16 protein-coding genes are annotated in these 12,071 nt (G+C 62.8%); 7 read left to right on the forward strand and 9 right to left on the reverse strand.

Annotated elements, in window-relative coordinates; all coding sequences use genetic code 11:
- Window positions 1-12: 12 nt before the first annotated feature.
- From NKJ26_RS24200 to NKJ26_RS24210, 3 genes are all read left to right on the forward strand, one after another.
- Window positions 13-237, forward strand: a complete 225-nt coding sequence (locus tag NKJ26_RS24200; protein WP_352697616.1) for a hypothetical protein — start codon at window positions 13-15, stop codon at window positions 235-237.
- 735 nt (window positions 238-972) lie between these two features.
- A complete protein-coding gene (locus NKJ26_RS24205) occupies window positions 973-1,836 on the forward strand; it encodes an alpha/beta fold hydrolase (protein ID WP_352697618.1) in 864 nt (287 codons plus the stop codon).
- Window positions 1,837-1,850: 14 nt separating this feature from the next.
- Window positions 1,851-2,276 (forward strand): VOC family protein, encoded by a 426-nt coding sequence (locus tag NKJ26_RS24210; protein ID WP_352697620.1) that lies wholly within the window; start codon window positions 1,851-1,853, stop codon window positions 2,274-2,276.
- A gap of 120 nt (window positions 2,277-2,396) precedes the next feature.
- Here the strand turns inward: NKJ26_RS24210 and NKJ26_RS24215 are convergent, their stop codons facing one another.
- The 3 genes from NKJ26_RS24215 to NKJ26_RS24225 form a co-directional block, all read right to left on the reverse strand.
- Complete coding sequence (locus NKJ26_RS24215) at window positions 2,397-2,651, reverse strand: FitA-like ribbon-helix-helix domain-containing protein (protein WP_352697622.1); 255 nt, start codon at window positions 2,649-2,651, stop codon at window positions 2,397-2,399.
- A gap of 118 nt (window positions 2,652-2,769) precedes the next feature.
- Window positions 2,770-3,486 (reverse strand): hypothetical protein, encoded by a 717-nt coding sequence (locus NKJ26_RS24220; protein ID WP_352697639.1) that lies wholly within the window; start codon window positions 3,484-3,486, stop codon window positions 2,770-2,772.
- 5 nt (window positions 3,487-3,491) lie between these two features.
- Window positions 3,492-4,604 (reverse strand): endonuclease/exonuclease/phosphatase family protein, encoded by a 1,113-nt coding sequence (locus NKJ26_RS24225; protein WP_352697624.1) that lies wholly within the window; start codon window positions 4,602-4,604, stop codon window positions 3,492-3,494.
- A 191-nt stretch (window positions 4,605-4,795) separates the two neighbouring features.
- Between NKJ26_RS24225 and NKJ26_RS24230 the strand changes: the two genes are divergently transcribed.
- A complete protein-coding gene (locus tag NKJ26_RS24230; RefSeq protein ID WP_352697626.1) occupies window positions 4,796-5,389 on the forward strand; it encodes a BA14K family protein in 594 nt (197 codons plus the stop codon).
- A 183-nt stretch (window positions 5,390-5,572) separates the two neighbouring features.
- On the opposite strand, the gene ilvC is transcribed toward NKJ26_RS24230, so the two are convergent.
- The 3 genes from ilvC to NKJ26_RS24245 form a co-directional block, all read right to left on the reverse strand.
- On the reverse strand, window positions 5,573-6,592 hold the full coding sequence (gene ilvC, locus NKJ26_RS24235; RefSeq protein ID WP_027025943.1) for a ketol-acid reductoisomerase: 1,020 nt from the start codon (window positions 6,590-6,592) through the stop codon (window positions 5,573-5,575).
- A gap of 136 nt (window positions 6,593-6,728) precedes the next feature.
- Window positions 6,729-7,379, reverse strand: coding sequence for a TetR/AcrR family transcriptional regulator (locus NKJ26_RS24240; protein WP_502903188.1), 651 nt, complete (start codon window positions 7,377-7,379; stop codon window positions 6,729-6,731).
- 144 nt (window positions 7,380-7,523) lie between these two features.
- Window positions 7,524-7,982 (reverse strand): MarR family winged helix-turn-helix transcriptional regulator, encoded by a 459-nt coding sequence (locus NKJ26_RS24245; protein WP_352598051.1) that lies wholly within the window; start codon window positions 7,980-7,982, stop codon window positions 7,524-7,526.
- Window positions 7,983-8,081: 99 nt separating this feature from the next.
- Here NKJ26_RS24245 and NKJ26_RS24250 point away from each other — a divergent pair, with 99 nt between their 5' ends.
- Window positions 8,082-8,387, forward strand: a complete 306-nt coding sequence (locus tag NKJ26_RS24250) for a Rieske (2Fe-2S) protein (protein ID WP_352597859.1) — start codon at window positions 8,082-8,084, stop codon at window positions 8,385-8,387.
- 1 nt (window position 8,388) lies between these two features.
- Window positions 8,389-9,120, forward strand: coding sequence for a glutathione S-transferase family protein (locus NKJ26_RS24255; protein ID WP_352697630.1), 732 nt, complete (start codon window positions 8,389-8,391; stop codon window positions 9,118-9,120).
- Here NKJ26_RS24255 and NKJ26_RS24260 read toward each other — a convergent pair.
- Window positions 9,068-10,333, reverse strand: coding sequence for an FAD-dependent oxidoreductase (locus NKJ26_RS24260; RefSeq protein ID WP_352697632.1), 1,266 nt, complete (start codon window positions 10,331-10,333; stop codon window positions 9,068-9,070). The genes NKJ26_RS24255 and NKJ26_RS24260 overlap by 53 nt on opposite strands.
- 50 nt (window positions 10,334-10,383) lie before the next feature.
- The gene (locus NKJ26_RS24265) at window positions 10,384-10,794 is read right to left on the reverse strand and encodes a winged helix-turn-helix transcriptional regulator (protein WP_352597856.1); all 411 of its coding nucleotides are present in this window, start codon (window positions 10,792-10,794) and stop codon (window positions 10,384-10,386) included.
- 135 nt (window positions 10,795-10,929) lie between these two features.
- Here NKJ26_RS24265 and NKJ26_RS24270 point away from each other — a divergent pair, with 135 nt between their 5' ends.
- A complete protein-coding gene (locus tag NKJ26_RS24270) occupies window positions 10,930-11,823 on the forward strand; it encodes an SDR family oxidoreductase (RefSeq protein ID WP_352697635.1) in 894 nt (297 codons plus the stop codon).
- Between the two features lie 126 nt (window positions 11,824-11,949).
- Here NKJ26_RS24270 and NKJ26_RS33625 read toward each other — a convergent pair.
- Window positions 11,950-12,071 (reverse strand): KUP/HAK/KT family potassium transporter (locus NKJ26_RS33625; protein WP_502903189.1); only part of this gene is annotated, 122 nt, incomplete at its 5' end.

Here is a 12,071-nt window from a genome sequence, read left to right on the forward strand (position 1 = left end):
CGAGGAATGGCGATGAGCAAGAAGGCGCGACTGGTCCTGGTGATGGTGGTCATCGAGGCAGCCCTGGCCGGCATCTGGTGGTATCTCGCCCGTTACGGCATGGCCAATCCCGACCGCGTCACACCGGATTTCCAGGTGGTCGTCGGCCAGACGATGGGCATGGCGATGGGCGGATTGCTGGGTATCGGCGTGGTATTGTTCGTTGTCGCTGCCCGCAATGACCGCAAGGCGCTCTAGCCAAGGCAGGGCATCATAGCCCCTCGCAAGACCACCATCGCGATCGTCACCGTGCCGATAGTGTCATTAGCGCTGGATCGGAGCGTGGGGTCAACGGCCAACCGAGAAACACCTCTATGGCGGCACCCAGGATTTCCGTGCGCGGGAACCGAACCATGCTACGGCCGTTCTGGAAAAGAGTGGATCGGCTACTACGGACTTGGGCGGTTCAGGCCTATGACCCCGCCGCAGACACGGGGGATAGTTGCTCGCATGCGCCCTTGCATCACGGTTTCGCGGCTGCCTTTATCGGCATCCTGCACATCCCGGGTGTGGGGCAGTAGGACGGCATGCCGGACACGAAAACCGCCATGCACGAAATGCTGGAAACCCAGCCGTTCGGGCTGCAGGCCGCGTGTTTGGAGTGGCCGACTCCAGCAAGATGTTGACCGTCGCTCTGTAGCGGAACCCCGAGTGGCGGTTGGCGATTGGGCCGGAACGGCGAGCGGTAGCGCGAAGTTGCCGTGAGTGGAGCGCCGTTTTTGGCGCGAGAGCCGTTGAGTTCGCGAAAGAGGAGACGATTCACAGCATTCGCCCAATGGTGAGATCGCATTTCTGAAGGAGAAGCAATGAAGGGGTTTATTACCGCGCTGGCGTTGAGCGCCGCGAGCCTCAGCTTTTCGATGCAAGCAACGCCTGCTGCGTCACAGCAAACACCAACGCTGGCCGAGCGGTCTGGTCTTCCCGCAGGCTTCGATGCGCAGTTCGCCCACCGCCGGCGAGGCCAATGGCGTCCGCCTCCATTATGTGATCGGCGGGCCAGCTGATGGGCCGATGGTGGTGTTGCTCCACGGTTGGCCGCAAACGTGGTACACGTGGCGCAACGTAATGCCGGCTTTGGCAAAGGCTGGCTACAATGTTGTCGCGATCGACTATCGGGGCGCCGGCGATTCGGAAAAGCCGCAAGACGGCTACGACAAGGCAACTATGGCCGCCGATATTCATGCCCTGGTTACCCAAATCGGCGCGCGCAAAATCAATTTGGTCGGCCGCGACATTGGCGTAATGGTCGCCTACGCCTACGCCCGCCAATGGCCGGGCGAGGTGGGCAAGCTCGTCATGCTTGACGTGCCGATTCCTGCGACCAGAGCTTGGAATGAAGCCAAGCATAAGCCTGATCCCGAGCTCTGGCATTTCGGTTTATTTCAGCAGCGCGACATCGCCGAGATGCTCGTGACCGGCCACGAATATCCGTTCATCCGTGACTTCATCTCGTCGCGCAGTTACAGGCCCATCGCCGATCAAGACGTCGCTGTGTATGCCAAGGCTTACGCCGCGCCGGGCGGTCTGCGTGCTGGGTTTGAACTCTATCGGGCCTTCCCCGAGGACGAACGCAGATTCGCGGAGTTCGAGAAAACCAAGCTGCAGGTCCCGATTCTCGCGCTGGCCGGCGACAAGAGCAACGGCGCGACCGAGCTGTCCATGGCGCGAGAAATCGGATCGGACGTGCGAGGCGGAGTCGCCCCAAATACCGGCCATTGGCTGCCCGATGAGAACCCGGATTTTCTGACGGGACAGCTTCTTGACTTCTTCGGCCGCCAGGCTCGTCAGCTCAACTGACGTGAGTGAGACCGATGCACTTCCGGGGTATTCAGCACGTCAGCATTCCGGTGAAGGACTTCACGCGCGCCCGCCACTTCTATTGCGATGTGCTCGGACTCGAACCGCATCCTGAGAAATCAAACTGGCTCGGTATCGGACAGGGTTGCCCAGTTCATCTGATGGAGCAGACGATCGCGCCTGCCGAGCTGCCACACGAGCCTGCGCGCCATTTCGCGCTTCAGGTTTCGAGACTCGAAGATGTCGTCGCGCTGCTACTCCGGAACGGTTTTAAGCCGTTCCAGTCCGACGTCCAGCAAAGGAAGCACTGCCCGGTCAGGTCGATCGAACAGCCGCTCGACTTTGGTATCGGCACCATCTTTGTCGAGGATCCAGACGACAACATCGTCGAATTTATCGAGATGGGACGTGGAATATTCGCCGAATACGATCCGAGCTGAGCTAAATGGGGCACGCTGCCCGCGCGATGGGCAGCTCTGGCACGCGACCACAAGGTGACGGCGCGCCAGCCGCAGTCAATCGCGATCGCTATTTGGTGTCGGCACAAGGCTTGGTGTGGATCATTCGAACCTCACTGGCTCGCCCGGTGTTTTGTCGCGGAGCTGCTGCAAGGCATCGACATCCTCTTGCGACAATCCGGCCTCGCGGCCGATGGCGGCGAGCAGCGAGCCTAGTTTGACCCGATTGGCTGGCCGCACGGCCGTTTCCAGGATTTCACGCATTTCAGCTTCGGTGCTGCGGCCGTGGTGCGCTGCCCGCACCTTCAAGGCGCGGAGCGTTTCTTCTGGCAGATTGCGGATAGTGACAGCACTCATTGATATCACCCAAAACTGCAGTGATGTCATTGATAGCAATATAGCAAATTTGCTATCACTGCCACTCGGACCATCGTATGCCGGCCATTGGCTATCCGCACGGAAGGGTACTAAAATTCTAGTCCTTGCCGGCAAAATGCCACTCGATCAGCGGCTTCATGTGCGGCATCAGCCCGTGCGGCAGGTCGGCGGCATGGCGGATGACGACCGGGCCCACGATCTCCGGTTCGGCTTCGGTTGCGACGAAGGCCGAGATGCGCCGCGCGATCTCTTCGGCGGGCTCGGCAACCCGGTAGCGGCGGAAGATCACCGTGCCGCTTGCCGTCGACAGGGCATGGTAGTGCAGGCCGCGTGCGGCGTCTGAAATGTCGAGGCCCGTTTCTTCCCGCACCTCGCGGATCATGTTGAAATCGACATCGACGAGGCCGTCGCGAAAATCCGTCGGCTCGAACGAACCGGCGGCGAAATAGACACGGCCGGCAGTGACGGTGTGGGCTGCCATGCGAATCGCCACCAGCGCATTGTCGCCGGCCACAAGCATGGCGTGGGCATAGGCGTGCTCCGCGCCGGAATTCTCGCGCCGCTTACGCCAAAGCATGAAGGTGGAGTAGTTGACCGCGTGGCACCGGCCGACGAGCCGATTGTCGCGCCAGGCAAGTCGCGAGAGCAGCACCACCGGGCCGTCGAACAGCGCGGGGTTGGCCGCGATCTCGTGCTGCCAGTTCGCGGCGATCGCCTCGGCATTATCCAGCGCGAAAGGATGCGGGCCGGGGTCGAGCCGGACGTCGACGGCATCGACCGGCAGGATGACATTGCGCGGCAGGTCGAAACTCATGCCTGTCAAGCCATGTCCAGCGTGATCGCCACCGGGCAATGATCCGACGCCTTGGGCCGGTCCCAGCCGGCGCGCGGAAAGCGCTCGACCTGCTGCCCGGCCGGGAAGATGGTGCGCCAGGGCTGGCCGTTGCGGATGATGTCGGGAACGGCCGTGGCGTTTTTCGCCGCCAATCCCCTGGACAGCAGGATGTAGTCGAGCTGGCACAGATGCCGCTCTTCGGGCCCGCGCGTGTGATAGAAGGTCCAGCGGTTCATTTCCGGCCGCCGCTCGACGACGTTTTCGCAGAAGCCGCCCGATGTCAGCACGTTGATGCAGGACTGGTCTTCGTCCGCAACCTCGAAGCGATAGCCGTCGAACTCGTCGCCGGCGATCTTTACCCGCTGCCGGTAGTCGTTCATGTCGCCGCAGATCGCCCAACGCTTGTCGGCGGCATGATCCCCGCCGAAACGGTCCTCGATGATGCGGCGCACGGCTTGCGCCTCGGCGATGCGGATCGGCATGGTCGCCTCGCGCCCGTCGAGCCCGTTGCGAGGCGAGCCCATCGACTTGAAATGCACAAGATAAAGCGTCAGCGGCACGCCGCCGACGGTCAGGTCGATCTCCAGGCAGTCGCGCCGGAAGATGCGCTCATTGGCCTGGTTGCCGAGGGCCGCCAGTTCCGGGGTGTGCAGCCCGAACTGCTCGTAGGTGACATAGGCATGGCTGGTCATGCGCACGAATTCGATCGGCTGGCCCTGGGCGGTTTCGTTGCGCATCATGACGGCGACGTCGATGCCGCGTGAATCATTACCCGCGGTGGTGTATTTCTGCCGGTAGCCCTGCCCCACCATTTTGAACAGATAGCCGTATTCGAAGGCCTTCAGCGCCTCGATGTTGTCGACCTCCTGCATGCAGATGATGTCGGCGCGGGTGGCCGCGATCGCTAGCGCCGTCAGCTGGCGCGTGTCGTCGGACTGCGCGATGGCCCGGGCCTGTTCCAGCATCTTGTATTCGGCTTCGCTCTGGATATCGAACAGCGCCAGCGTTCGATCCTCGTTGAGCTGGTTGCGGTATCCGGAAAAATCGAACCTGTTCATCAGGTTCTCGACATTGAAGGTGGCAAGGCGCAGCGACATGTCCTGACCTTTGCCCGCAAGTGCGGGAGAAAACAAGATCGCAGGATCACAAGCTGCGAGCGTTTGGTCCTGACGGCGTTCGCGCCATGGTTGACGGAACTTTTCCGTTCATCCGCCGTTCAGACACAAAGATCCACTCTGGCCCATTCCTAGGGGTAGGGCGTGGGGCCGGTATCTCTTGGGAGAGTGCAATGAAATCGCTCTTTTCTTCCTCCGTCAAATCCGGACTCATAGCTTTGGGCATCTTCTCCGGCATTACGGCGCCATCCGCCGCCGGGCCGATCCCGCAGCCCGATCTGTCGCTCCCGACCAGCACCGCAGCGCCGGCGGTCACGCCGGTACGCGAGGACTGGGCCGGCGGCAACGACCGGAGTTTCAGCAACGACTGGAGATGGCGCCGGTCGGGTCACTGGCACCGCGGCAATTGGGATCGCGGTGACTGGAATCGTGGGAATTGGCATCACCGCAACTGGGATCGTGGCGACTGGAACGGTGGAGACAATTGGCGTTGGCGCCGCCATCATTATCGCGGCCGCTATTACGATGACGCTGCGGGCGCCGCGATCCTCGGCCTCGGCCTGGGGCTCGGCCTGGGTAGCATGTACAACAACTACAATTACTACGAAGCGCCGCCCCGTCGCTACTACCGGCACTACCGTGCCGGCCGGCTTTCGAGCGCCCATGTCCAATGGTGCTACAACCGCTACCGGTCGTATCGCGCCTACGACAACACGTTCCAGCCCTATAACGGCCCGCGCCAGCAGTGCTGGTCGCCCTATAGCTGAGCCGGGCCGGCCAGAACTCAGAAAAAACGGCGCCACGCGGCGCCGTTTTGATTTTGCCGTTTGAAGCTAGGCTGTGAACCTCGCTCAGTTCTTGGCCTTGTCGACCACCTGTTCTTGGAAATCCTTCCGCGCGCCCGCAGGGCGAAGCCCGAGGACGCGCAGAGGCAAGAACGTGGGTTTCGCTCAGTTCTTGGCCTTGTCGACCAGCTTGTTCTTGGAAATCCACGGCATCATGGCGCGCAGCTTGGCGCCGACTTCCTCGATCTGGTGGCTGTCATTGTTGCGGCGGATGCCCTTGAAGCGCGACATGCCGGCGCGGTATTCCTGCATCCATTCCGAGGTGAATTTTCCGGTCTGGATGTCCTTCAGCACGCGCTTCATCTCGGCCTTGGTCTCGGCGGTGATGATGCGCGGGCCCGAGACATATTCGCCCCATTCGGCGGTGTTCGAGATCGAGTAGTTCATGTTGGCGATGCCGCCTTCATAGATCAGGTCGACGATCAGCTTGACCTCGTGCAGGCACTCGAAATAGGCCATCTCAGGCGCATAACCGGCTTCCACCAGCGTCTCGAAGCCGGCGCGGATCAGCTCGACCAGACCGCCGCACAGCACGACCTGCTCGCCGAACAGGTCGGTCTCGCATTCCTCGCGGAAATTGGTTTCGATGATGCCCGACCGGCCACCGCCGACGCCGCAGGCGTAGGAGAGCGCGAGATCCAGCGCGTTGCCCGAGGCATCCTGGTTGACGGCGACCAGGCACGGCACGCCGCCGCCCTTCTGGTATTCGCCGCGCACCGTATGGCCGGGGCCCTTCGGCGCGATCATGACGACGTCGACAGTCGACTTCGGCTCGATCAGGCCGAAATGCACGTTGAGGCCGTGCGCGAAGGCGATCGCGGCGCCGTCGCGGATGTTCGGCGCGATCTCGTTCTTATAGATGTCGGCCTGCAATTCGTCGGGCGTCGCCATCATCATCAGGTCGGCCCATTTGGCGGCATCCGCCACGCTCATCACCTTGAGGCCGTCGGCCTCGACCTTCTGGGCGGTCGCCGAGCCGGCCTTGAGGCCGATGGCGATCTCCTTGGCGCCCGAATCCTTGAGGTTGAGCGCATGCGCCCTGCCCTGGCTGCCATAGCCGATGATGGCGACCTTCTTGCCCTTGATCAGATTGAGATCGGCATCACGATCGTAATAGACACGCATTTCGTCTTCCTTCCCGTTTATGATCAGAGCACGATGCCGAAAAGTGTGAAGCGGTTTTCGGACGACATCATGCTCTATCTCTTTGATTTAGAGCCGGATTCAGATATCAGGTCACTTGACTTGAAATCATCCGGCTCTAAGGGCCTTGCGGCCCGGTTTTTGCTCCGAAAAGAGCGAGAAACTGCTGCGTCGCCCGGGCGGCATCGCCGCTGATCGCCGCATCAGTCAATTCCAGCCGGTCGCCGAGCAGCAGACGGATCTGCACGTCGCGGGCGACCAGCCCGAAAAAGGTGCGGAACGCCGTCTCGGCGTCCGAAAAGTCGAGCAGCCCGGCCCGCCTGCCAGCTTCCAGCACCGGCTTCAACCGCTTGGCCAGCGCGAAGCGGCCGTTTTCGAGCACCACGGCGCCGAGGTTATCCTTGCCGGAACCGGCATGGCCAACCGCCACACGGTTGAGCGCGACCGAGGTGTCGCTCGAAATCACCTGGAGCCAGTCGGAGGCGAACCTTTCGAGGCTTGCCTTCAGCGAGGCAAGATCGAGCCCCTTGCCGTCAACCGACGTCACCCGCACCTTCGACGCCTGCCACTGCACCGTCGCCGTCAGCAGCCCGTCGCGGCCGCCAAACCATTTGTAGAGCGTTTCCTTGGAACAGCTCGCCCGCCGCGCCACCGCGGTCATGGTCAGCTGATCGCCCTCCTCGACCAGCAGGCGCAATGCTGCATCCAGAACGGCCTTCTGCCGCTCCGTCAGCGCTTCGCTGTTGTCGATTTCGGCGTTTGCCTGCAACACGCTGTTTTTCCGGTCGATGACGGCTGACTGGCTCGTCCAAAGCCGTACCGTACGTTACGGTTCGGCATATTGCGCAATCCGAGGATCGGCGCAAGAGCCCGTCCCGGAAAATCTGCATGCATCGGCATGAAGCCCGCAGTCTCAGTCGTCGACTCGCGGATGACGCAGCCGGTCGAGCAGCGACGAGATCACGCTCAGTTCGGCGAACGAAAGCCTGGCCCCGACCAGTTCGGCGATCGAGCGCCCATAAACGGCCCACATCCGGCGGCGCGTCTCACGTCCCTTGGCTGTTATGCGAATGGTTTGCCCGCGCCCGTCATCGGCTACCGGCAGCTTCTCGACCAGGCCGTCGGCCTCGAGCCGGGCCAGCAGCCGCGAAATGTTGTACTGCGCAAACAGAGTGCGCTCGATCAATTGAAACGGCCGCAGCCCGCCCTCGCCCGCCTCGGCGATTTCATGCAGCACATCGTACCAGGCGAGCGGCGGCAGGCCAGCTTCCTTCAGCGCGTCTTCGGCCTGTTCGACGAACTCCCGCGAAACCCGCATCAGGCGGGCCCAGGCCTGGATCGCTTCGGGTGAAGGGGCTGCCTTGTTCATCATGCCGACGAGCATAGGCAATAGATGCAGTTGCATCAAGCTTGACGATAAATGCAATTGCATCTACATATATGCAGCTGCATCAATCTCGAAGGCAATCCGATGAAACACGAAATCTGCAAACTCGCCGACATTCCCCAGACGGGCAGCCTGATCGCACCGTTTTTCGGCCGTGAGGTCCATGTCTGGCGCAGCGGCGAGCGAATCCGCGCCGCCGCCAATGTCTGCCTGCATTTCGGCGGGCCGCTCGACTGCAAGGACGGCAGGCTGGTCTGCCAGTGGCACGGCGCCTCCTTCGACATGTCATCAGGCGACCGCCTCGATGGGCCGGCGCCAAAGGGCTCTCGCCTGATGTTCCTGTCGACGCGCGTCGAGAACGACGCCTTGAACTATGTCTGGGGAGAGTGAGATGGCCGGCAAACTCGTTCTCGTCAGCCATCATCTGTGCCCCTACGTCCAGCGCGCGGCGATTTCGCTGGCCGAGAAGGGCGTGCCGTTCGAACGCGTCGACATCGACCTCGCCAACAAGCCGGACTGGTTCAAGGCGATCTCGCCGCTCGGCAAGGTGCCGCTGCTGCGCGTCCAACGAAATGGCGAGGAAACGGTGATCTTCGAATCCGCCGTCATCCTCGAATTCCTCGAAGAGACCGAGACCAATCCTCTCCATCCTGCCGACCCTTATGCCCGCGCCCGGCATCGTGCCTGGATCGAGTACGGCTCGGCCACCGTCAACGCCATCGGCCGGTTTTATTCAGCCTCGACCGAAGCCGGCTTCCTTGCCGAATCCGGCGCGCTGTCGGAAATGTTCGATCGTCTTGAGACCGAATTGGCGGGCGAGACTGGCCGGACTGGACCGTGGTTCGCAGGCGAGCGCTTCTCGCTCGTCGACGCAGTCTACGGCCCGATCTTCCGTTACTTCGATACCTTCGACCGGATTGGCGATTTCGGCATCCTGGACGGCAAGCCGCTCGTCCGGGCATGGCGCCAGGCATTGAGTGAACGCCCCTCGATCAAGCACGCGGTGGCGCAGAACTATCCACAGCGCCTGCATGCCTTCCTGCGGGCGAAGGGATCGTATCTTTCGACGGTCATTGGCCAATACGAGCTGGCCAACGCGCCTCGGTCAGCCCGATCCGTCTGAATGGATCGATCACCGTGCCTGCCACCATCAAGGCCAGGAACTGCGGCGCCGGCGGGATTTTTGCCACCGTAGCCACCAGCCTGTCGCGGATGAAGGGCAGCGCCACGGAATCCGACTGGTAGAACGGCGTGAACGCCAGCGACAGCGCCTGGAAGACACCCACATGCCAGCGCCGCGCCTTTGCGTAGGTTTCAAGCGCCGCTTCCACGCTCTTCGTGCGGGCCAGGGCGTGGCTGAGTGCCGCCGCATCCAGCAGCGCCATGTTCGCCCCCTGCCCGAGCTGCGGACTGGTCGAATGCGCCGCGTCGCCGATGATCGCCAGCCGCCTTCCAACCGGAAGCTTCATCGTGTGATGGCCATAGCGCGCCAGCGAAAGCTGGTCGAAACTGTCGATCTGGCTGGTGAACGCCTCGCTCTGCGGCCATAGCCGGACCAGCCTCTCCTTCCAGGCGTCGAGGCCCTGGGCGCGCACTGCGTCGGCATCTGCTGGCTTGAGGCTCCAGAAGAAGGCCGCCATCTTTTCGGCACCTGGCTCCGGCCGGCCGATCGGCAGCACGCCGATCATCACGCTGGCCTTGTCGTAGCGCTGTGAGAGCGCGTGCTCGTCGAAGCCTTCGCCGCGCCAGCCAAGCGACGCCCAGAACGCGCCATAGGCGAGTGGGCGGGGCGCGGCTGGATTGCCGGCGCATTGCCGCAGTTTCGAGCGCGAGCCGCTGGCGTCGACGACGAGATCGAATGGCCCCGCCCTTCGGCCATTGCCACGGATCAACGTGGCCCGCTCGCCCCCCTCCACGGTGTCGATTTCGACGCCGGTCTCGATGGGGATCGCCTCGCGCTGCGCGGCGCGAAAGAGCACGCCGAACAGGGCCGCCCGGTGCACCGCCAGGCCGAAACGGCCGCCGCGCTGGGCGTCATAGCGGACATCGAGAACGGTGCGGCCGGTCGAGGCGTCGGCGCCATGCAATCGGTCGATGCGGCTGCCCAGCGCCAGCACGTCGTCGAGCAGGCCAAGATCGGCCAGCACCGTCAGCCCGGTCGGCTGCAGGATCAGGCCGGAGCCGACCGGCCTCGGCTCCTCGAAGCGCTCGAACACGGTCACCCGATGCCCGGCGCGCTTGAGATAGAGCGCCATGGCAAGCCCCGCCGGGCCGGCGCCCGCAATTGCGATATCGTAGGAAATGCGGATGCCCCCAAGCCGAACTGGCCGGGACAATCCTTCAGCGGCCTGACGAAATCAAGCCACGCCTCCCGGCCTTGTCAGGCTCAAGCCTGGGCGGCATCGAAACCGGCGCGCGCCTCGCGCACCGCGTCATGATTGAGCTCGGCCCACAAGATCAGCTGGTGCAAAGCACCGAACATCGAATGTCCGAGATCGGTCAGGCTGTATTCGACGCTCGGCGGCTTGGTCGGGAACACTTCGCGATGCACATAACCGTCGCGCTGCAAATCATAGAGCGTTTGCGTCAGCATGCGTTGTGAGATGTCCGGCACCAGCCTGCGCAATTCTCCGAAGCGGTAAGGCCTTTCGGCCAGCGCCATCATCAGCAGCGAACTCCATTTGCCGCTCACCCCCTGGATGACGTCGCGGACCGGGCAATTGGAAAAATTGCCGCCGCCTGAAATGGCCTTGTAGACCTCCATCTTCGTTCTGAGATTGACGATCTTGCTGTCCACGGCTGGTTCCCTGGCTGTGCCTACCTCCCGAAAAACTGCCTTCTTTACGGCCATGGGTCAAATCCTATTTTAGTGCTGGTCTCTTTTTGAGACCGGCACTCGAACCGCGCTTCCGGCGCAATGTTGGGATTCTCCATGACCGCAACCCTTCTCGTCACCGGCGCTTCCGGCCAGCTCGGCCGCGGCGTCATTCATCATTTGCTGGACTCACTCGAGGTTCCGCCTCAACGAATCATCGCCACCACCCGCAATCCGGAAAACCTTGCCGAGCTGGCGGCGCGCGGCGTCACCATCAGGGCCGCCGACTTCGACGACACCGCATCGCTGGAGGCTGCATTCAAGGGCGCCGACAGGGTGCTGATCATCTCGACTGGAGAGCTTGACCTGCTTCACGGCAAGCGCCTGAGGCAGCATGAGAACGCGGTCGCTGCCGCGAAGAAGGCCGGCGTCGGCCATCTTCTCTATACCTCGATGCCCAACCCCGAACCGGTTTCCCCGGTGCTGTTCGCCAACGATCATTACGGCACCGAGCAGGCGATCGAGGCGAGCGGCATCCCCTATACGATCTTCCGCAACGGCTGGTATCAGGAGAACCTGTTCATGGCGCTGCCCCATGCGATCGCCTCGGGACAGTGGTACACGTCCGCCGGCGACGGCCGCGTTGCCCATGGCGCGCGCGACGACATGGCCGCCGCGATCGCCGCCGGCCTCGCTTCCGGCTCGACCGACAGCAAAACCTACACGCTGACCGGCCCGCAAGCGTATACGACGGCCGAGATCGCCGCCCTCGTCAGCGAAGTCACGGGCAAACCGCTCGATGTCGTGCAAGTTCCGGACGAAGCTCTGACCGAAGGGGTGAAGGCGGCTGGCATCCCCGAGGACTTCGCCCGCATCATCGTTTCCTTCGACGCCAACACGCGTTCCGGCCGGATCGGCATGGTTACCGACGCGGTCGAGACGCTTTCCGGCCGAAAGTCAAAAACCCTGAAGCAGTTCCTGGAGGCCAACAAGGCCGCCCTGGCCGGTTGAGGCGACTTTCCGGTGTGACAGAGCGCCACCGGCGAAACTGCCAATCTCCCCCTTGTGGGGAGATGTCCGGCAGGACAGAGGGGGGCGCGAAGGAACGCGGCCGAACAGCCTTTGTTCCGCCCGCTGTTAAATGGCCACCTGCGTACCGATCTCTACCACACGGCCGGTCGGGATCTGGAAATATTCGGTCGCATCCGCCGCCGTGCGCGCCAGGCCGATGAACAACCGGTCCTGCCACACCGGCATGC

This window comes from Mesorhizobium sp. M0152, assembly GCF_040322415.1.
GTDB lineage: Bacteria > Pseudomonadota > Alphaproteobacteria > Rhizobiales > Rhizobiaceae > Mesorhizobium.